The sequence below is a fragment of the Streptomyces sp. PH9007 genome, assembly GCF_059813725.1.
This window is the reverse complement of sequence record NZ_CM187440.1, coordinates 1,670,150-1,687,534: the sequence shown is the minus strand read 5'-3', so window position 1 is coordinate 1,687,534 and position 17,385 is coordinate 1,670,150. Positions and strand designations below refer to the sequence as shown.

The 17,385-nt window shown below is 72.5% G+C and carries 21 protein-coding genes; 10 read left to right on the top strand and 11 right to left on the bottom strand.

All coding sequences use genetic code 11. The features are described from left to right. The first annotated feature begins 12 nt into the window (after positions 1 to 12). Together ACTFAP_RS07645 and era are read left to right on the top strand one after the other, a co-directional pair. Positions 13 to 357 carry a cytidine deaminase-like protein gene (locus tag ACTFAP_RS07645; protein WP_030725836.1) on the top strand — a complete coding sequence of 115 codons (345 nt, stop codon included), beginning with the start codon at positions 13 to 15 and terminating at the stop codon, positions 355 to 357. Further along, the gene (era, locus tag ACTFAP_RS07640; protein ID WP_500468572.1) at positions 354 to 1,316 is read left to right on the top strand and encodes a GTPase Era; all 963 of its coding nucleotides are present in this window, start codon (positions 354 to 356) and stop codon (positions 1,314 to 1,316) included. The genes ACTFAP_RS07645 and era overlap by 4 nt, the downstream gene beginning before the upstream one ends. A gap of 15 nt (positions 1,317 to 1,331) precedes the next feature. On the opposite strand, the gene ACTFAP_RS07635 is transcribed toward era, so the two are convergent. Beyond that, complete coding sequence (locus tag ACTFAP_RS07635; RefSeq protein ID WP_495683966.1) at positions 1,332 to 2,129, bottom strand: GNAT family N-acetyltransferase; 798 nt, start codon at positions 2,127 to 2,129, stop codon at positions 1,332 to 1,334. A 293-nt stretch (positions 2,130 to 2,422) separates the two neighbouring features. On the opposite strand from ACTFAP_RS07635, the gene leuA reads away from it, so the two are divergent. The 3 genes from leuA (at position 2,423) to ACTFAP_RS07620 (ending at position 5,694) form a co-directional block, all read left to right on the top strand. Next, positions 2,423 to 4,132, top strand: coding sequence for a 2-isopropylmalate synthase (gene leuA, locus ACTFAP_RS07630; protein WP_500469430.1), 1,710 nt, complete (start codon positions 2,423 to 2,425; stop codon positions 4,130 to 4,132). Between the two features lie 150 nt (positions 4,133 to 4,282). Continuing rightward, positions 4,283 to 4,870, top strand: coding sequence for a TerB family tellurite resistance protein (locus tag ACTFAP_RS07625; protein WP_500468571.1), 588 nt, complete (start codon positions 4,283 to 4,285; stop codon positions 4,868 to 4,870). A 134-nt stretch (positions 4,871 to 5,004) separates the two neighbouring features. Further along, complete coding sequence (locus tag ACTFAP_RS07620; RefSeq protein ID WP_500468570.1) at positions 5,005 to 5,694, top strand: maltokinase N-terminal cap-like domain-containing protein; 690 nt, start codon at positions 5,005 to 5,007, stop codon at positions 5,692 to 5,694. A 4-nt stretch (positions 5,695 to 5,698) separates the two neighbouring features. Here ACTFAP_RS07620 and ACTFAP_RS07615 read toward each other — a convergent pair whose 3' ends face one another. Then, the gene (locus ACTFAP_RS07615) at positions 5,699 to 6,673 is read right to left on the bottom strand and encodes a helix-turn-helix transcriptional regulator (protein ID WP_500468569.1); all 975 of its coding nucleotides are present in this window, start codon (positions 6,671 to 6,673) and stop codon (positions 5,699 to 5,701) included. Between the two features lie 106 nt (positions 6,674 to 6,779). Between ACTFAP_RS07615 and ACTFAP_RS07610 the strand changes: the two genes are divergently transcribed. Continuing rightward, the gene (locus tag ACTFAP_RS07610; RefSeq protein ID WP_495684913.1) at positions 6,780 to 7,316 is read left to right on the top strand and encodes a mycothiol transferase; all 537 of its coding nucleotides are present in this window, start codon (positions 6,780 to 6,782) and stop codon (positions 7,314 to 7,316) included. Between the two features lie 67 nt (positions 7,317 to 7,383). Here the strand turns inward: ACTFAP_RS07610 and ACTFAP_RS07605 are convergent, their stop codons facing one another. Then, on the bottom strand, positions 7,384 to 7,776 hold the full coding sequence (locus tag ACTFAP_RS07605; protein WP_495683962.1) for a winged helix-turn-helix transcriptional regulator: 393 nt from the start codon (positions 7,774 to 7,776) through the stop codon (positions 7,384 to 7,386). A gap of 112 nt (positions 7,777 to 7,888) precedes the next feature. Here ACTFAP_RS07605 and ACTFAP_RS07600 point away from each other — a divergent pair, with 112 nt between their 5' ends. Then, the gene (locus tag ACTFAP_RS07600) at positions 7,889 to 8,296 is read left to right on the top strand and encodes a Rid family hydrolase (RefSeq protein WP_495683961.1); all 408 of its coding nucleotides are present in this window, start codon (positions 7,889 to 7,891) and stop codon (positions 8,294 to 8,296) included. Between the two features lie 62 nt (positions 8,297 to 8,358). Beyond that, the gene (locus ACTFAP_RS07595; RefSeq protein ID WP_500468568.1) at positions 8,359 to 9,105 is read left to right on the top strand and encodes an SDR family NAD(P)-dependent oxidoreductase; all 747 of its coding nucleotides are present in this window, start codon (positions 8,359 to 8,361) and stop codon (positions 9,103 to 9,105) included. Between the two features lie 42 nt (positions 9,106 to 9,147). On the opposite strand, the gene ACTFAP_RS07590 is transcribed toward ACTFAP_RS07595, so the two are convergent. Together ACTFAP_RS07590 and ACTFAP_RS07585 are read right to left on the bottom strand one after the other, a co-directional pair. Further along, complete coding sequence (locus ACTFAP_RS07590; protein WP_495683959.1) at positions 9,148 to 9,552, bottom strand: DUF4180 domain-containing protein; 405 nt, start codon at positions 9,550 to 9,552, stop codon at positions 9,148 to 9,150. Beyond that, positions 9,549 to 10,007 carry a helix-turn-helix domain-containing protein gene (locus tag ACTFAP_RS07585; protein WP_500468567.1) on the bottom strand — a complete coding sequence of 153 codons (459 nt, stop codon included), beginning with the start codon at positions 10,005 to 10,007 and terminating at the stop codon, positions 9,549 to 9,551. Before ACTFAP_RS07585 ends, ACTFAP_RS07590 begins: the two co-directional genes overlap by 4 nt. A gap of 160 nt (positions 10,008 to 10,167) precedes the next feature. Here ACTFAP_RS07585 and recO point away from each other — a divergent pair, with 160 nt between their 5' ends. Next, positions 10,168 to 10,917, top strand: coding sequence for a DNA repair protein RecO (gene recO / locus ACTFAP_RS07580; protein WP_390116397.1), 750 nt, complete (start codon positions 10,168 to 10,170; stop codon positions 10,915 to 10,917). Positions 10,918 to 10,964: 47 nt separating this feature from the next. Beyond that, a complete protein-coding gene (locus tag ACTFAP_RS07575) occupies positions 10,965 to 11,825 on the top strand; it encodes an isoprenyl transferase (RefSeq protein WP_495683957.1) in 861 nt (286 codons plus the stop codon). On the opposite strand, the gene ACTFAP_RS07570 is transcribed toward ACTFAP_RS07575, so the two are convergent. The 6 genes from ACTFAP_RS07570 to ACTFAP_RS07545 all read right to left on the bottom strand — a co-directional run bounded on the left by ACTFAP_RS07570 (position 11,815) and on the right by ACTFAP_RS07545 (position 17,257). Further along, a complete protein-coding gene (locus tag ACTFAP_RS07570) occupies positions 11,815 to 13,401 on the bottom strand; it encodes a protein kinase domain-containing protein (protein ID WP_500468566.1) in 1,587 nt (528 codons plus the stop codon). The two genes, ACTFAP_RS07575 and ACTFAP_RS07570, sit on opposite strands and share 11 nt — an antisense overlap. Before the next feature lie 112 nt (positions 13,402 to 13,513). Beyond that, positions 13,514 to 14,113 (bottom strand): toll/interleukin-1 receptor domain-containing protein, encoded by a 600-nt coding sequence (locus ACTFAP_RS07565; protein WP_500468565.1) that lies wholly within the window; start codon positions 14,111 to 14,113, stop codon positions 13,514 to 13,516. 34 nt (positions 14,114 to 14,147) lie between these two features. Further along, entirely contained in the window at positions 14,148 to 14,579 is a 432-nt protein-coding gene (locus ACTFAP_RS07560) for a Fur family transcriptional regulator (protein ID WP_376046218.1), read from the bottom strand. 64 nt (positions 14,580 to 14,643) lie between these two features. After that, positions 14,644 to 15,516, bottom strand: a complete 873-nt coding sequence (locus ACTFAP_RS07555; RefSeq protein WP_500469428.1) for a metal ABC transporter permease — start codon at positions 15,514 to 15,516, stop codon at positions 14,644 to 14,646. Then, positions 15,516 to 16,226, bottom strand: a complete 711-nt coding sequence (locus ACTFAP_RS07550) for a metal ABC transporter ATP-binding protein (protein ID WP_390116405.1) — start codon at positions 16,224 to 16,226, stop codon at positions 15,516 to 15,518. The genes ACTFAP_RS07555 and ACTFAP_RS07550 overlap by 1 nt, the downstream gene beginning before the upstream one ends. Positions 16,227 to 16,249: 23 nt before the next feature. Beyond that, the gene (locus ACTFAP_RS07545) at positions 16,250 to 17,257 is read right to left on the bottom strand and encodes a metal ABC transporter substrate-binding protein (protein WP_500468564.1); all 1,008 of its coding nucleotides are present in this window, start codon (positions 17,255 to 17,257) and stop codon (positions 16,250 to 16,252) included. Positions 17,258 to 17,385: the final 128 nt, after the last annotated feature.

The following is a 17,385-nucleotide window of genomic DNA, read 5'->3' as shown; positions in this document are numbered from 1 at the left end:
AAGCTCCTGGGTATGAGTGACGCCGAGGACCGCAAGATCATCACCCTGGCGCGCAGCGCCCGCGCCCGCAACGGGGTGCCGCAGGGTGCGGCGGTACGGGACGAGACGGGCCGTACGTACGTGGCGGCCACCGTCGAGCTGCCCTCGCTGCGGCTGAGCGCCCTGCGCACGGCGGTGGCGATGGCCGTGGCCAGCGGCGCGACCTCGCTGGAGGCGGCGGCACTCGTCGCGGACGCGGACACCGCCGAGGTGCCGGCTGAGGACCTGGCGGCGGTGCGGGACCTGGGCGGTCCCGGCACCCCCGTTCTGCTGGCTGGCCCCGAGGGCGACCTTCGTGCGACGATCGCGGCCTCATGAGTGACTCCCTTTCCCCGATGTCCGCGATGTTCGGCTCCGTGCCGGAGGGCTACCGTTCGGGCTTCGCCTGCTTCGTCGGCCGCCCCAACGCCGGCAAGTCGACCCTGACCAACGCGCTGGTCGGCACGAAGATCGCCATCACCTCCAGCCGCCCGCAGACCACCCGGCACTCGGTGCGCGGCATCGTGCACCGCGAGGACGCCCAGCTGGTCCTGGTGGACACCCCCGGGCTGCACAAGCCGCGCACCCTGTTGGGCCAGCGGCTGAACGACGTGGTCCGCACCACCTGGGCCGAGGTCGATGTCATCGGTTTCTGCCTGCCCGCCGACCAGAAGATCGGCCCCGGCGACCGCTACATCGCCAAGGAACTCGCGGAGATCAAGCGCACCCCCAAGATCGCGGTCGTCACCAAGACCGACCTGGTGGAGCCGAAGATCCTGGCCGAGCGGCTGCTGGACGTGCAGCGGCTGGGCGCCGAACTCGGCCTGAAGTGGGCCGAGATCGTGCCGGTCTCCGCCGTCGGTGACCAGCAGGTCGGGCTGCTCGCGGACCTGCTCGTCCCGCTGCTGCCGGAGGGCCCGCCGCTGTACCCGCAGGGCGACCTCACCGACGAGCCCGAGCAGACCATGATCGCCGAGCTGATCCGTGAGGCCGCGCTCGAAGGGGTACGGGACGAGCTGCCGCACTCCATCGCCGTCGTCGTGGAGGAGATGCAGCAGCGCGAGGACCGCCCCGCCGACCGGCCGCTGCTGGACATCCACGCCAACCTGTTCATCGAGCGGACCAGCCAGAAGGGCATCGTCATCGGCCCCAAGGGCAGCCGTCTCAAGGACGTGGGCACCAAGGCGCGCCAGCAGATCGAGGCGCTGCTGGGCACGCCGGTCTTCCTGGACCTGCATGTGAAGGTGGCCAAGGACTGGCAGCGCGATCCCAAGCAGCTGCGCCGGCTGGGCTTCTAGCCCTCGACGCTCCCGTCACGCGTCAGCCGTCAGCCCGTCACCGTCGCCGTAGACGTACGGGGTGGTGGTTCCGATCGCCGTGAAGCCCAGCCGCCGCAGGATCGGGCGGCTGTCCTCGGAGGCGTCCACCTGGAGGTACCGGACGCCGTGCGCGGCGGCGATCCGGGCCCGCGCGGCGACCAGCGCCCGGTAGATGCCCCGGCCCCGCCAGCCGGGCGCGGTGCCGCCGCCCCACAGGCCGGCGAAGTCCGTCCCCGGGTAGCGCTCCATCCGGGCCGCGCACACCGGCTCGCCGTCCTCGCCGTCCTCGCCCGCCAGGGCCACCAGCACGTCCACCAGCTCGGGCGAGGCGGTCAGCTGGGCGCGCACCATCGCGCCCAGCGCGGCCGGGTCCGATCCGAACGCCGCCGCGTGCGCCCGCATCATCAGCCGTACCCCCGCCTCGTCCGTGACGTGGTGCAGGGTGACGCCCGGCGGCAGCGCGGCCTCCGTGGACAGGGTGGCGGTCTCGGCGACCATCAGGGTCTCCGGCGTCCCCGCCCTGAACCCGGCCCGGCGCAGCCGGTCGCCCAGATCAGCCGGGCCGTCGTGGGCGTACGTCTTCCATTCGAAGCCGCGGCCGAGCCCCGTGAAGTACGCGACCTGCGCGGCGATCGCGGCGTCCGCCGTCTCCTCGGTGAGGTCCGACCACACCACCCCGTCCCAGCCGCCCAGCTCCCGGGTCACGCGGACCACGGGCCCGCTGCGCTCGGCCGGGGACAGGTGTTCTCTCAGCTGCGCGTCGAAGCGGGCCAGCACCGCCGTGTCGTCCATCGGGCCAGCTGATCACCGGGGACCCGCCACCGCCACCGGTTTTGCGCGGTCTCGCATAGTGATACGGGTCGGGCCGGTGCGTACGGCGCCGGGTTAGGCTGGGCGGGCGATGCGTCACGGGAACCTGCTTCTCCTTAGCCGCCGCGGCGAGGGTCTGTAGTCGTACGGGCCGACCCCCTCCCCGCGGAGTTCGGCGCTGCCGTCGGCCGTTTTCCCGCTGAGACCATCCAGGAGCCCCCGTGCCCAAGCCGACGCCCATCACCGCCGCCGCCACCCCTCAGCGCGCCTCCGGTATGCCGGTGCACCGCTACACCCCGTACGAGGCGGTGGAGCTGCCCGACCGCACCTGGCCCGGCAAGCGGATCACCGCCGCACCGCGCTGGCTGTCCACCGACCTGCGGGACGGCAACCAGGCGCTGATCGACCCGATGTCGCCGGCCCGCAAGCGCGCGATGTTCGACCTGCTGGTGCGGATGGGCTACAAGGAGATCGAGATCGGCTTCCCGGCCTCCGGGCAGACCGACTTCGACTTCGTGCGCTCGATCATCGAAGAGGGCGCGATCCCCGAGGACGTGACGATCTCCGTCCTGACCCAGGCCCGCGAGGAGCTGATCGCGCGCACCGTCGAGTCCCTGGTGGGCGCCCCGCGCGCCACCCTTCACCTGTACAACGCCACCGCGCCGACGTTCCGGCGGGTCGTCTTCCGGGGCGGCAGGGACGACGTGCGGCGCATCGCGGTGGACGGCACCCGCCTGGTGATGGAGTACGCCGAGAAGCTGCTGGACGACCGTACGGTCTTCGGCTACCAGTACAGCCCCGAGATCTTCACCGACACCGAGCTGGACTTCGCGCTGGAGGTGTGCGAGTCGGTGATGGAGGTCTGGCAGCCGGAGGACGGCCGCGAGATCATCCTCAACCTGCCCGCGACCGTGGAGCGCTCCGTACCCGCCACCTACGCGGACCGCTTCGAGTGGATGTCGCGGCGTCTGTCGCACCGCGAGCACGTGTGCCTGTCGGCGCACCCGCACAACGACCGGGGTACGGCGGTGGCCGCCGCCGAACTGGCCGTGATGGCCGGGGCCGACCGGGTGGAGGGGTGCCTGTTCGGACAGGGCGAGCGCACCGGCAACGTGGACCTGGTGACGCTGGGCATGAACCTGTTCTCACAGGGCGTGGACCCGCAGATCGACTTCTCGCAGATCGACGACATCCGCCGCACCTACGAGTACTGCAACCAGATGGAGGTCCCCCCGCGCCACCCGTACGCCGGTGACCTGGTGTACACCTCCTTCTCCGGCTCGCACCAGGACGCCATCAAGAAGGGCTTCGAGGCGATGGACGCCGAGGCGGCCCGGCGCGGCGTCGGCGTGGACGAGCTGACCTGGGACGTGCCCTACCTGCCGATCGACCCCAAGGACGTGGGGCGCAGCTACGAGGCGGTCATCCGGGTCAACTCGCAGTCCGGCAAGGGCGGCATCGCGTACGTCCTGAAGACGGACCACAAGCTGGACCTGCCGCGCCGGATGCAGGTGGAGTTCTCGCGGATCATCCAGGAGAAGACGGACGCCGAGGGCGGCGAGATCACCCCGGCCGAGATCTGGCGGGTCTTCGCCGACGAGTACCTGCCGGCGGAGGACGGGGCCTCCGGCTGGGGGCGGATCGCGCTGCGCGACGCCCAGACCTCGACCACCAGCGGGAGCGGTGTGGACGCGCTCACGGTGGAGGCCGTCGTGGACGGCGCCGACACCGTGCTGACGGGGCAGGGCAACGGCCCGCTGGCGGCGTTCTTCGACGCGCTGGCGGGGGCGGGCGTGATCGGTGAGGAGGTGCGCCTGCTGGACTACGTGGAGCACACGATGAGCGAGGGCGCCGGGTCCCAGGCGGCGGCGTACATCGAGTGCGCGATCGGCGGCCGGGTGCTGTGGGGCATCGGCATCGACGCGAACATCGTGCGGGCGTCGCTGAAGGCGGTCGTCTCCGCCGTCAACCGGTCCGCTCGCTAGTCACCGGAACGTGCAGGTCCGCGCCCCGGCCGGGGCGCGGATCCGTTTCGGCCGCGCATTTGGCCGGTCTGACTACTGACCCCGGCGGGGGAGTGTGGTTAACATCACGTCTCACACTCGCAGTGTTGCGGGTGTGTTACGGAGGTCGGCGTGCCGAGGGTGGCAGGGACAGGTATCCGAACGGCGTGGCGGGTCATCGACGACGGGGACTTCTTCTGCCCCGGCTGCGGTGGTGACCGCTGCTATCAGCGGCTGGCCGGACGGCGGCGGATGACGCTGCTGGGAGTGCCCCTGCTGCGGCTGGGGGAGGCCGCCCCGGTGGTCTCCTGCGTCTCCTGCGCGGGCCACTACCCGCTGACCGCCCTGGACGACCCGACCACCACGGGCCTGTCCGCGCTGCTGCGGAACGCCTACCTGGTGGTGGCCCTGGCACTGCTGGCCCCCGCGGACCCGGTGACCCGGGCGGCGGCGGTCGACTCGCTGCGCGAGGCGGGCTTCCCGGACATCCCGGCGGACGGGCTGGCCGGGCTGCCCACGGAGACCGAGGTGCGGGACGCGCTGGAGCCGCTGGCCCCGCATCTCGCGGCCCAGGGCCGGGAGAGCCTGCTGCTGCACGGCGCCCGGATCGCCCTGGCGGACGGCCCGTACACCGATGCCGAACGCATCACCCTGACCCTGATCGGTAGCTCCCTGCGCCTGGCGGCGGCGGACCGGGAACGGCTGCTGGCGGCGGCGTAGCCGGGCCGGCCCCGGCGCGGACCGCGGCTGCCGGGGCCGCCCGGCACCGGGTGGCGCGATGCCCACCCCTCACCCCTCCCGCGCTTCCGTCCGCTCCTGCTCCGGCACGGGGCGCAGATGAGAGGGTGTGCGGCATGGCTGTCATCCACCACACCACCCTCACCCCGACCAAGCCCGAACTGCTCGCCGCCTGGCTGCCGTCCCGGCCGTGGTACCGGGGCGGTGACGGGGTGCCGCGGCTGATCAGGGCCGGCGGGTTCCGGCTGGACGATCCGGCCGGTGAGGTCGGCGTCGAGTTCGTCATCGTGCGCGACACCTCCGGGGCCGAACCCGTCGTCTACCTGGCGCCGCTGACCTACCGAGGGGCCCCGCTGGACGGCGCGGAGCACGCCCTGGTGGGCACCCTGGAACACGGGGTGCTCGGGCGGCGGTGGGTGTACGACGCCTGCCACGACCCGGTGTTCGCCGCGCAGGTGCCCGCCCTGATCGAGGGCCGGGTCCGGGCCCAGGCGCAGAGCGTCAGCCACACCCCCGACGACGACGTCGTCCGCGCGTACCGGGGCACCGGCCCGCTGGCCGCCGACTTCGGTTCCGCCGTGGTCACCGACCACCGGGACCGTACGGAGCTGACGGCGGCGGACGGCAGCGCGCTGCGGGTGCGCCGGGTGCTGAGCCCGGGAGCCGGGCCGGGCTCCGGTGCGCCGGCCGGCGATGCCGGCGCGGTCCGTGAGGTCGGTGAGGTCGAGGCGTCCTGGGAGGAGCCGGACGGCGGCCGGGAGCGCGGGGTGCTCGTCACCGTACGGACCGCCCCGCCCGCTTTCTGAGCCCTCACCCCGCGGCGGCGCGGGTGAAGCGGGTGCCCCAGTCGTGCAGCCGCTCGCGCAGCGCGGGCGGCTCCACGACCTCGAACTCCGCGCCGGTCATGCCCAGGGCCACCAGCGGCCAGTCCAGGGAGTCGGTCGTCATCACCACCCGGCAGCGGCCGGCGTCCGCCGTCTCCTCGACCGTGGCCCACTGCCCGATACGGGCGCGGACGCCGGCGGCCGGGGCCGCCACCAGGGCCTCCACCCGGTGCGGGGCCGGCCAGGTGTCGATGCCCGCGCGGACGAAGGCGGCGGCGTCGGCGGCGGGCAGCTCGCGGGGGCGGAACCGGTCGCCGGTGCGCTCCGCCGCGCCCGCGACGCGGTCCAGGCGGAAGCTGCGCCAGTCGTGCCGGGTGAGGTCGTAGCCCACGAGGTACCAGCGGCGGCCGAGCATCACCAGACGGTGCGGTTCCAGATGCCGTTCGGTGCGCTCGCCGGCCGCCGAGGTGTACGCGAAGCGCAGCCGTTCGCTGTCGCGGCAGGCCATGGCGACGCCGGTGAGCAGATCCGGGTCCACCGTCGGCCGGGCGGCCGAGTCGCCCCAGCCGGGCCCCGGGACGGTCACCTGGTGCAGGGCGTCCACCCGGTGCCGCAGCCGGGTCGGCATCACCTGGACGACCTTGGCCAGCACCCGCAGCGAGGTCTCCGCGATGCCCTCCACCGGGCCCTGCGCGGCGGCCTGGAGACCCACTACCAGGGCGACGGCCTCCTCGTCGTCGACCACCAGGGGCGGCAGCGCGGCGCCGGCGGCCAGCTGGTAGCCGCCCTCGGTGCCGCGCTGGGCCTCGACCGGGTAGCCGAGTTCGCGCAGCCGGTCGATGTCGCGGCGCAGGGTGCGGACGGAGACCCCGAGCCGCCCGGCCAGTTCGGTGCCGGGCCAGTGGCGGTGGGTCTGGAGGAGGGAGAGCAGGCGCAGGGTCCGGGAGCTGGTGTTGGCCATGCGGCCATTCTCCGGCCGCTTCAGGTCAGGAAGTGACCGCTGTGGTTCCTAGCGTGGTGGGTGTCGGGCAGGAACGGACAGCACGTCGAGGAGAACCACCATGACCATGGCCACCACCGCGTCCACGGGCGTCGCCGGCGATGAGCGCGCGGACCTGCTGGAGTCGCTGCGGCTGCACCGGGGCTTCCTCCGGTTCACCGTGCGCGGCCTGAACGAGGAGCAGATCCGGCTGCGCACGACGGTCAGCGAGCTGTGTCTGGGCGGGCTGATCAAGCATGTGACGGCCGGGGAACGGGGCTGGACGGACTTCATCCTGGAAGGTCCCTCGGCGATCGGTGACTTCACCGCGATGACGCCGGAGGAGCAGGAGCAGTGGGCCGCCCGGTCCGTGGTGCAGCCGGGGGAGACGCTGGAGGGGCTGCTGGAGGAGTACGCGGCGGTGGCCGCCCGTACCGACGAGATCGTGGCCACGCTTCCGGACCTGGGCGTCTCGCATCCGCTGCCGAGGGCGCCCTGGTTCGAGGAGGGCGCGCACTGGTCGGCGCGCCGGACGCTGCTGCACATCATCGCGGAGACGGCGCAGCACGCGGGGCACGCGGACATCATCAGGGAGTCGATGGACGGCCAGAAGACCATGGGCTGAGGCCCCGCCGTTACGGCCCGCACCGGTTCCGTTACGGGGTCCGTTACGGGGTCCGTTACGGGGTCTGTTACGGGGCCGTCCGCTCGGCGAAGCGGAGCCGGGACTCCTCGATGTGGCCGAGGTGGCGGGTGGTCCACTCGCACATCACATCGACGGTCTCGCGCAGGGCCCGGCCCGGCGGGGTGAGCGTGTAGTCGACGCGCGGGGGCACCGTGGGGTGCACCTCGCGCTCGACCAGGCCGTTGCGTTCCAGCATGCGCAGGTTCTGGGTGAGCATCTTGTGGCTGATGCCCTCGACCTCCGCGCGCAGTTCGCTGAAGCGCAGGGTGCGCTCGCCCAGGGACTCGATGATGAGCAGGGCCCATTTGTTGGCGACGTCCGAGAAGATCTCGCGGGCGAGGGAGTCGGCGCGGCGCAGATTCGCTTCGTCGGGCAGGCCGCTGAACTGCTGGGTCACCATGAGGTTCCTCCGTCACCAAAAAGTGCGTTCTTCCAGTTCAGGGTTCACTCTCCTATGGTTCCTGAGTAACCGCAAGAGAGCGGTTGCAGGAATGCGGAGGAGAGGAAAGATCATGGCTGTGACACTGCTGAACCCGGACGGTCTGCCGAAGATCGATGGCTACCGGCAGGTGTCGGTCGCCACCGGCTCGAAGATGGTCTTCGTCTCCGGGCAGGTCTCCTGGGACGAGACGGGTGCCCCGGTGGGGGAGGGCGATTTCGTGGCCCAGGTCGAGCGCTGCTACCTCAATGTGGGCACGGCGCTGGCCGCGGCGGGGGCGTCCTTCGAGGATGTGGCGAAGCTGACCGTCTACGTCGTGGACCTGACGCCGGACAAGCTGGAGCCGTTCCTGGAGGGCGTGGCGCGGGCGGCCGAGAAGCTGGGGGTCACCCCGGCGCCGCCCATCTCGGTGCTGGGCGTCGCGGCGCTGGACGTCCCCGAGCATCTGGTGGAGGTGGAGGCCACCGCGATCATCGACTGACGGGCGGACGCGATGTCGCGTCCCCGCCAGCCCCGGAACGCCCGGGCGGCAAGGCTGGGGCCATGAACGGACTTGAGGGAAGAGTGGCCCTGGTGACCGGCGGCAGCCGGGGGATCGGCGCGGCGATCGCGCTCCGGCTGGCGGCCGAGGGGGCGGATGTCGCCGTGACGTACGTGACCGGCGCCGACCGTGCCGCCGGTGTGGTGCGGGGGATCGAGCGGGCGGGGTCCGGGCGGCGCGGGCTCGCCCTGGCGGCGGACAGCGCGGACCCGGCGGCGCTCACGGCGGCCGTGGACGCGGTGGCCGCCGCGTTCGGGCGGCTGGACATTCTCGTGAACAACGCGGCGGTCTTCGCCTTCGGGGCTTTCGACGCCCTGGAGGAGAAGCAGATCGACCACACGCTGGCGGTGAACGTCCGCGCCCCGCTGATCGCCGCGCGGGCGGCGGCCCGGCACATGTCATCCGGTGGGCGCGTCATCAGCATCGGCAGCAATGTGGCCGAGCGGGCTCCGTTCCCCGGCATGGCGCTGTACGCGCTGAGCAAGTCGGCGCTGACCGGCATGACGAAGGGCCTGGCGCGTGACCTCGGGCCGCGCGGTATAGCGGTCACCCTGGTGCATCCCGGGCCCACCGACACGGAGGCGAACCCGGCCGACGGGCCCGGCGCCGAGACCTTCGCCGGCTTCACGGCGCTGGGCCGGTTCGCCGAGCCGGCCGAGGTCGCCGCCACCGTGGCCCATCTGGCGGGGCCGGACGGCGGCTACCTCACCGGGACCGCGGTGCACGTGGACGGCGGGTTCACTGCCTGACGGTGCCCCGTACGGCAGCCTGCGCGGGCGGGCGGGGGGTCGTCACCCGCCCGCGCGGGCCTGCTCGGCGAGTCGGGTGCGCAGCGCGGCCAGGTCGGGCAGGAACCACAGCTGGCCGCCCCGGTTGCTCTCGCGGACGAAGTCGCGCAGCGGCGTACTCCCCTCCACCTGGCGGGAGATGTCGCCGATGACCGCCAGGCCGAGGCGGTAGGTGGCGAACTTCTGGACGATGTCGCCCGCGACGCGGGTGCTCAGCCGGAAGAAGTCCTCGCCCAGGCGGGTGGCCGGGAGCGCCACCCAGGTCGCGCCGAGATACCAGCCCTCGCCGATCAGATCGGTGGCGGCCCGCTCGTCCCGCACGGGCGGGCCGTCCGCCGGGCAGACCAGAACCTGGGTGCCGGAGAGCTGCTGGACGCTGTTGGCCGCCGGGTCGGTGTCGGTCGTCATCGCGGGTCCCCTGCGCTTTCGTGGTCCTCGTCGTCGGTCAGGGCGTGGATGATCCTCAGCAACTCGGCGGTGTCGGCCAGATCCCCCAGGACGATCACCTTGAGGACGGCCCGCTCCTCGTCGTAGACGCTCTCCACACGGAGCGGGGCGCCCCGCCGGTTGTGGATCGCGGCCAGCACGGTGTTGGAGACCCGGTTGGCCTCCGCCGGGGTGATGGCGTCGATCCGTACGATGCCGGACACCTCTGCCTGGCGGCGTGCGCCCGGGCCCGCCACGGTGGCCGCCGAGGGGGCCGGGGCACCGGTGAACGCCGCGAGATCCTCGCCGGTGATCCGGTACTGCCGACCCACCCGGCTCGCCCTCAGCCGCCCGTCCCGTACATAGCCGCGCACGGTGCGCACATGCAGCCCGAGCAGGTCGGCGACCTGATCCACCGAGTAGTAGCGCTGCGGCATCCGCCTGGCCTCTCTTCCCTCACGCTCCCTTGACTTCCCTCACCTTACCTCGCAAGGTGCGGAAAGGTAATACAAGGGAGTGCAGCGCATTCCGGCACCCGCCCGCCGGCGGCCTCCCGGCGGGCGAGGGGGTCCGCCCCCCGTCCGGCAGAATGACGGCATGAGTCTGTTCCGCGACGACGGCATCGTGCTGCGTACCCAGAAGCTGGGAGAGGCGGACCGGATCATCACCCTCCTCACCCGCGGTCACGGGCGGGTACGGGCGGTGGCGCGCGGGGTGCGGCGGACGAAGTCGAAGTTCGGGGCGCGCCTGGAGCCGTTCTCGCACGTCGACGTGCAGTTCTTCGCGCGCGGCAGCGAGCTGATCGGCCGCGGGCTGCCGCTGTGCACCCAGGCCGAGACCATCGCCCCCTACGGCCGGCACATCGTGAGCGAGTACGGCCGCTACACCGCCGGCACGGCCATGCTGGAGACGGCGGAACGCTTCACCGACCACGAGGGGGAGCCGAACGTCCAGCAGTATCTGCTGCTCGTCGGCGGCCTGCGTACCCTGGCGAATGGGGAGCGGGCGCCGGGCCTCGTGCTGGACGCGTTCTTGCTGCGGTCGCTGGCGATGGGCGGGTACGCGCCGAGTTTCGAGGACTGCGCGAAGTGCGGGCTGCCGGGGCCGAACCGATTCTTCTCGATCGCGGCGGGCGGGGTGATATGCGGCGACTGCCGGGTCCCCGGCAGCGTCGTTCCCTCGCCCGAGGCGCTGCGGCTGCTCGGCGCGCTGCTGACCGGTGACTGGCCGGCGGCGGAGGCGGCCGAGAGCCGGCACGTACGGGAGGGCAGCGGGCTGGTGTCCGCGTATCTGCACTGGCATCTGGAGCGTGGGCTGCGTTCGTTGAGATTCGTGGAGAAGGGCTGAACGGGTTACCCTCAGCGGCAGAGCATTCGAACCGTGGAGAGTCCCCTATGGCCGCCGTCCAGCGCCGGTTTCTGTCCCGGCAGCACCGTGAGTACCGGACGCCCGATCCCCACCCCTCCGGCGCCCAGCCGCCGAAACTGCCGGGCGAGCTGATCCCGCAGCACGTGGCGATCGTCATGGACGGCAACGGCCGATGGGCGAAGGACCGCGGACTGCCGCGCACCGAGGGCCACAAGATCGGCGAATCCGTCGTCCTCGACGTCGTCAAGGGCTGCCTGGAGCTGGGCGTCAAGAACCTCTCCCTGTACGCCTTCTCCACCGAGAACTGGAAGCGCTCCCCCGAGGAGATCCGCTTCCTGATGGCCTTCAACCGCGACGTGATCGACCGCCGCACCGAGGAACTCCACGCGCTGGGCGTGCGCATCCGGTGGGCCGGGCGCGAGCCGCGGCTGTGGAAGTCGGTGGTGACCAAGCTCAAGGCGGCGGAGGAGCGGACCCGCGACAACGACGCCATGACGCTGTACATGTGCGTCAACTACGGCGGCCGGGCGGAGATCGCGGACGCGGCGGCCCGGCTGGCGCAGGACGTGGCCTCGGGCCGGCTCGACCCGCAGAAGGTCACCGAGAAGACGGTGGCGCGGTACATGTACCACGCCGACATGCCGGACGTGGACCTGTTCGTGCGCCCCTCGGGCGAGCAGCGCACCTCCAACTACCTGATCTGGCAGAGCGCTTACGCGGAGATGGTGTTCCAGGACATCCTGTGGCCCGACTTCGACCGGCGCGCGCTGTGGGCGGCGTGCGTGGAGTACGCGTCGCGCGACCGCCGCTTCGGCGGGGCGCTGCCCAACGAGGTGCTGCTGGCCCAGGAGGCGCAGGCGGCGGCACAGCGCGAGGTCAGCGGCTGAGGACCGGGTCGCCGACGGCGAAGACCCAGTCCGAACAGTACGACTCGGGGAGCGCCTCGATCTCCAGGCGCAGGACGTCCGTCACATCGAGGGCGTAGGAGTCGGCGCCGCCCAGCGTCACGGTCTCGCTCACCAGCGGCTCGCCGTCGGCGCGCACGGTGAACCGCACCGACTCCTCCACGGACGCGTCGTGGAGCCCTGCGGTGAACTCCAGGGAGGTCCAGGAGCGGCCCAGGTTGTAGGAGACGGGGCCCTCCAGGATGCAGCTGCTGAAGGTGAGGGAGTCCTCGTACTCGGTGCCGTTGATGTGCGCGGGCTCCCGCATGATCCCGTAGGGCATCTCCACCGGTTCGAGGTCGACCAGCAGGCTGACGGGCGGCGCCTCGCCGCCCTCGCCCTCGTCCCCGATCTCACCCAGGCCGAGATCGGCGTCGCCCTCGCCGACCGTCTCGGTGACGGTCTCGGTGACCGTGGCGACCGGCCCCGCTCCGGCGCCCGACCCGGCGCCGTCCCCGCTCCCGCCGCCCAGCAGATAGCCGCCCACCCCGCCCAGCGCGATCGCCGTCACGGCCGCCGCCGCCAGCAGCGGCTCGCGCACCGTCCTGCGGCGCGGGCCGGCCGCCGGGGGCTGCGAGGGCGGGGGCGGCGGCAGTACGGAGGCGGAGACCGCTGCCGCGCCGCTGGTCCGCAGCGCGACCCGGCGCACCTCCCGCACCCACTCGGTCAGCGTGGGCGGCCGGCGCTCCGGGCGCGGCGCGAACAGGGTGAGAAGCCGGTCCAGCCGCTCCCGTGGCAACGCAGCCAGCCGTGGCAGCGCCCCGAACGCGTCCCGCAGCTCCTCGGCGGTAGCGGGCGGGGACTGCGCGCTGAGCAGGAAGTACGCCAGCGCCCCGAAGGCGTACCGGTCGGCCGCCGGCGAGCGCCGGCCCTCGTACACCTCGGGCGCCGCGAACCCGGGGGTCAGCCACGGCTCGGTGGTCTGATGCTCGGTGGCGAGCTTGCTCAGCCCGAAGTCCACCAGCGTCGCCTGCCCGTCGGCGTTCACCATCACATTGCCCGGCGACAGATCCCCGTGGATGACGGTCCGGCCGGAGGGGGTGGCGGCGCCCGAGTGCAGCCAGTCGAGCACCTCGGCGAGCTGTTCCAGGACGCGCAGGACGGCGCGCCGCTCGGCCGGCCACTCCAGGTGCGGGGTCAACTCCTCGCGCCAGTCCCGCAGATCGAGACCGTCGACGTGGTTCATCACCAGGCACAGGGTCCGCCCGCTGGTCTCCTCCGCCCGCCCCGCCGGATGCGGCGGCGGTCCCTCGAAGTGCTCCCTGACGCCGACCACCCCCACCCGGTGCGCGAACCGCAGCAGCTCGGCCTGCTCGTTCCACTTGGCGCTGATCTGCGCGAACCGCTGCTGGGGGACGGTGCGGCGCATGTCCAGCACCTTGACGACCACGGGCTCGGTGCCGCCGGACAGCTCGATCTCGGCGAGATACAGCACCGCCTCGCCGCCCCGCCCGATGGACCGCACCAGCCGGTACCGGTCGGCCGCCCCCTGCGGCCCCACGAACAGACTCCCCGCCACGCTGCCCCGACCTCCCCCGGAATCAAGGGCACTCAGGGTACGCGCCCGGAGTGTCAGTCGTCAGGACCCTCATCGGGCGCGAAGGCCCGGCGACGCCGGCCCTCGGTCTCGTTCAGCGTGACCAGAAGTGGAGGTGTGCGCCGCGCATATCACCGTGGAAGTGGTAGCAGTTCCCGCCGCCCTGCCCGCCGGACCCGGAGTGCGCCGGTGGGCGAGGGTCCCGTTCCGCGGTGCTCAGAGCGGGTGCGCAGTGCAGGACCTCGTCCGCTATGCGTTCCAGATCGATCAGCGCGTTGCGGTGATCGAAGCGCATGTACTGCCGGTCGGTCAGGAACCCGAGCTCCCGGGGCAGGTCGGAACGGCGCAGCCGGGGGGTCTCCCTGCCGATCAGTACCGGCAGGACCGGAATGTCGTACTCCCGGGCCCGCAGGATCTCGTGAACCGCCCAGTCGTGCCGCCGCTCCGAGGACCGCGACGCGGCTTCCCCGGACGCCTGCGCCCATCGGGGACCGATCACGGCCAGGACGATCCGGCAGCGGCGCAGGGCGTCCTCGATGCGGTGGGTGTAGTCCTCGCCGGGGGCGATGGACCTGCTGGCGAAGAAGACATGATCGGCCCCGAAACGGCGAGCCAGTTCCCCCTGAATGAGGGTCGCGGCCATCTCCTCGTCGCCCGTGCGGTAGTTCACGAAGACTTCCGGGGCTGCCGCCATACCGGTGTCACCTCAAGGAGGACTCACAGGGTGGTCAGGAGTGCTTGCCGTTCGCTCGTGCCGCCGTGCACTCGTCGCAGGTGCCGAAGATCTCCACCGTGTGGCCGACGTCCGTGAAGCCGTGGTCGCGGGCGACCGCTTCGGCCCATTTCTCCACGGCCGGGCCCTCCACCTCGACGGCCTTGCCGCACAGCCGGCACACCAGGTGGTGATGGTGGTCGTCGGTGCTGCACCGGCGGTAGACGGCCTCGCCGTCGCTGGTGCGCAGGACGTCGACCTCGCCGGCGTCCGCCAGTGACTGGAGGGTCCGGTAGACGGTGGTCAGGCCGACCGAGTCGCCGCGGTGTTTGAGCATGTCGTGCAGTTCCTGCGCGCTGCGGAACTCGTCCACCTCGGCCAGTGCCGCCGCCACCGCCGCGCGCTGGCGGGTCGACCGGCCACGGACCGGCGGTCCTGGCGTGTCCACGTCTACCACTGCTCCCTGCTGATGCTGCCGCGTCCCTGTGTGCGCCCCAAGGGTAGCGGCTCCGCTACGGCGAGGCCGCCAGCGCCTTCTCGCCGGCCGGTGACGGCTGGGCGGAGCGCCGGGCACGGTGTCTGGCCAGCGGCAGGGCGAGCAGTGACACCACCGCGAACAGGCCGAGCGCGATCAGGACGATCGTCGCGCCGGGGGGCACGTCCGCGTGGTACGAGGTCACCGTCCCCGAGATCGAGACCAGCACGCCCAGCGCCATCGACAGGCCCAGGGTCGCAGCGAAGCCCCGGGTGACCGCCTGGGCGGTCACCACCGGGATGACCATCAGCGCGCTCACCAGCAGCAGTCCCACCACCCGCATCGCGACCGTCACCGTGGCCGCCGCGGTCACCGCCAGCAGCAGGTTCAGGGCGCGCACCGGCAGGCCGGTGACGCGGGCGAACTCCTCGTCCTGGCAGACCGCGAACAGCTGCCGGCGCAGCGTGAAGGTGATCAGCAGGATGAACCCCGACAGGACGCAGATGGCCCTGATGTCCTGCGGGGAGACGGTGGTGATCGAGCCCCAGAGGTAGCTGGTCAGGTTGGCGGTCGAGCCACCGGGCGCCAGGTTGATGATCATCACACCGCCCGCCATGCCGCCGTAGAACAGCATAGCCAGCGCGATGTCCCCGCGCGCCCGGCCCGAGGAGCGCAGCAGCTCCATGGCCACCGCGCCGACCGAGGAGACCAGCACCGCCATCCACACCGGGTTGGTCTGGAGCAGGAACCCCAGCGCCACCCCGGTCAGCGCCACATGGCCGATGCCGTCGCCCATCAGGGCCTGCCTGCGCTGCACGAGGAAGATCCCCACCGCGGGCGCGGCCACCCCGATCAGCAGCGCGGCCAGCAGGGCGCGCTGCATGAAGGCGTAGTCGAGGAGTTCCAGCATCACAGGATTCCCGTCTCCAGCTCGTGGGGGTGGCAGGCGTTCGTGGCCTCCACCAGGCCCGCCGACAGCGACACCGAGCGGGTGATCAGGGGCTCCAGCGGGCCCAGCTCGTGCAGCACCACCAGGGTGGACACCCCCTGTGCCAGCTGGCTGCGCAGCGTGTCCGCCAGGATCCGCTGGCTGGCCAGATCCACCCCGGCCAGCGGCTCGTCCATGATCAGCAGTTCCGGCTCACCGGCCAGCGCCCGCGCGATCAGCACCCGCTGGTGCTGGCCGCCGGAGAGCGACTCCACCGGGTCCCGCGCCCGGTCCGCCAGCCCCACCAGCTCCAGCGCCCGCTCCACGGCCGCCCGGTCCGCGCGTCCCAGGGGCCGCAGCCGGCGCCGCGCCAGGCGGCCGGCGGACACCACTTCCCGTACGGTCGCGGGCACCCCGCCGGCCGCCGTCGAACGCTGCGGCACGTACCCCACCCGCCGCCAGTCGCGGAAGCGGCGCACCGGCGTGCCGAACAGCGCCAGCTCGCCGCCGCTGACCGGCACCTGGCCGACCGCCGCCCGTACCGCGGTGGACTTGCCCGAGCCGTTCGCGCCGAGCAGGGCCACCACCTCGCCGCGCCCCACGGTCAGGTCGACGCCGCGCAGTACGGGGCGACCGCCCAGCTCGGCGTGCACGTCGCGCAGGGTCAGCGGTATGGCGGAGTCGGATTCCATCCGGGTCTCGTCCTCTCGGTCGTCTAGGAGGTGGCGCCCAGGGCCTGGCGCAGCGCTTCCAGATTGGCGCGCATGACCTCCAGGTAGTCAGCGCCGGCGGACCGGTCGGTGATTCCCTCCAGCGGGTCCAGGACGGCGGTGGCCAGGCCGAGGTCGTCCGCGAGGGTGCGCGCGGTGGCGTCGCTGGCGAGGGTCTCGAAGAAGACGGTGGAGACGTTCTCCTGCTGGGCGACCTCGTGCAGGTCGCGCAGCCGGGCCGCGCTGGGCTCCGACTCGGGGTCGAGGCCGGCGATGGCCTCCTCGTGCAGCCCGTAGCGCTCGGCGAGGTAGCCGAAGGCGGCGTGGGTGGTGATGAAGGTCCTGGTGTCGGTGTCGGCGAGGCCGGCGGTGAACTCCTCGTCGAGGGTGGTCAGGTCCGCGACCAGCGCCTCGGTGTTGGCCTCGTAGTCGGCGGCGTTGTCCGGGTCGGCCTCGGCCAGCGCCGTACCGACGCCCTGGGCGACCTCGGCGTACTTCACGGGGTCGAGCCAGATGTGCGGGTCCTCGGCGCCGTGGTCGTGACCGTGGCCGTCGTCGTCCGCGTGGTCGTGGTCGTCGTGGTCCTCGTCGTGGGCGTGGTCCTCGTCCGTGCCGTGGGTCTCCAGGGAGGTGTACGAGGTGGCCTCGGCGATGTGGGTCACGCCGGACTGGGCGATGGCCTCGTCGACGGCAGGCTGGAGGCCCTTGAGGTAGACGATCACGTCGGCCTCGGTCAGCCGGGCGGTCTCCTTGGGGGAGAGGTCGAGGTCGTGCGGCTCGACGCCGGGCTTGGTGAGCGTGCTGACCGAGACGTGCTCGCCGCCGATCCGCTCGGCCAGGAATTCCATCGGGTAGAACGACGCCACGACGTCCAGCGTGCCGTCCGCGCTGCCGCCGCCACCTCCGCCGTCGGAGTCGGATCCGCAGGCGGTCAGGGCCAGCATCCCCAGGGCCGCCGCACCGGCGGCGAGGGTGCGGGCGGGGGATATCCGGGGGCGGCGTCGTCTGCTCATGACAGCCATTTTCAAGTGGGATGGAAACCATTGTCAAACGTTCGGGAGGGTATGTGACCGGTACCTCCCGATACCCCGGATACCCGCCCGTGATCCGGCCATCACGATTTGCTGATGGGCCCTCGTAC

Bases quoted from the DNA above. Each gene is read 5' to 3' on its own strand.
- ACTFAP_RS07585 (WP_500468567.1), bottom strand. From the start codon at position 10,007: ATGCCGCAGCGCTACTACTCGGTGGATCAGGTCGCCGACCTGCTCGGG.
- recO (WP_390116397.1), top strand. From the start codon at position 10,168: ATGAGTCTGTTCCGCGACGACGGCATCGTGCTGCGTACCCAGAAGCTG.
- ACTFAP_RS07555 (WP_500469428.1), bottom strand. From the start codon at position 15,516: ATGCTGGAACTCCTCGACTACGCCTTCATGCAGCGCGCCCTGCTGGCC.
- ACTFAP_RS07545 (WP_500468564.1), bottom strand. From the start codon at position 17,257: ATGAGCAGACGACGCCGCCCCCGGATATCCCCCGCCCGCACCCTCGCC.
- ACTFAP_RS07550 (WP_390116405.1), bottom strand. From the start codon at position 16,226: ATGGAATCCGACTCCGCCATACCGCTGACCCTGCGCGACGTGCACGCC.
- era (WP_500468572.1), top strand. From the start codon at position 354: ATGAGTGACTCCCTTTCCCCGATGTCCGCGATGTTCGGCTCCGTGCCG.
- ACTFAP_RS07600 (WP_495683961.1), top strand. From the start codon at position 7,889: ATGGCTGTGACACTGCTGAACCCGGACGGTCTGCCGAAGATCGATGGC.
- ACTFAP_RS07595 (WP_500468568.1), top strand. From the start codon at position 8,359: ATGAACGGACTTGAGGGAAGAGTGGCCCTGGTGACCGGCGGCAGCCGG.
- ACTFAP_RS07645 (WP_030725836.1), top strand. From the start codon at position 13: ATGAGTGACGCCGAGGACCGCAAGATCATCACCCTGGCGCGCAGCGCC.
- ACTFAP_RS07610 (WP_495684913.1), top strand. From the start codon at position 6,780: ATGGCCACCACCGCGTCCACGGGCGTCGCCGGCGATGAGCGCGCGGAC.
- ACTFAP_RS07615 (WP_500468569.1), bottom strand. From the start codon at position 6,673: ATGGCCAACACCAGCTCCCGGACCCTGCGCCTGCTCTCCCTCCTCCAG.
- ACTFAP_RS07565 (WP_500468565.1), bottom strand. From the start codon at position 14,113: ATGGCGGCAGCCCCGGAAGTCTTCGTGAACTACCGCACGGGCGACGAG.
- ACTFAP_RS07620 (WP_500468570.1), top strand. From the start codon at position 5,005: ATGGCTGTCATCCACCACACCACCCTCACCCCGACCAAGCCCGAACTG.
- leuA (WP_500469430.1), top strand. From the start codon at position 2,423: ATGCCGGTGCACCGCTACACCCCGTACGAGGCGGTGGAGCTGCCCGAC.
- ACTFAP_RS07635 (WP_495683966.1), bottom strand. From the start codon at position 2,129: ATGGACGACACGGCGGTGCTGGCCCGCTTCGACGCGCAGCTGAGAGAA.
- ACTFAP_RS07605 (WP_495683962.1), bottom strand. From the start codon at position 7,776: ATGGTGACCCAGCAGTTCAGCGGCCTGCCCGACGAAGCGAATCTGCGC.
- ACTFAP_RS07590 (WP_495683959.1), bottom strand. From the start codon at position 9,552: ATGACGACCGACACCGACCCGGCGGCCAACAGCGTCCAGCAGCTCTCC.
- ACTFAP_RS07575 (WP_495683957.1), top strand. From the start codon at position 10,965: ATGGCCGCCGTCCAGCGCCGGTTTCTGTCCCGGCAGCACCGTGAGTAC.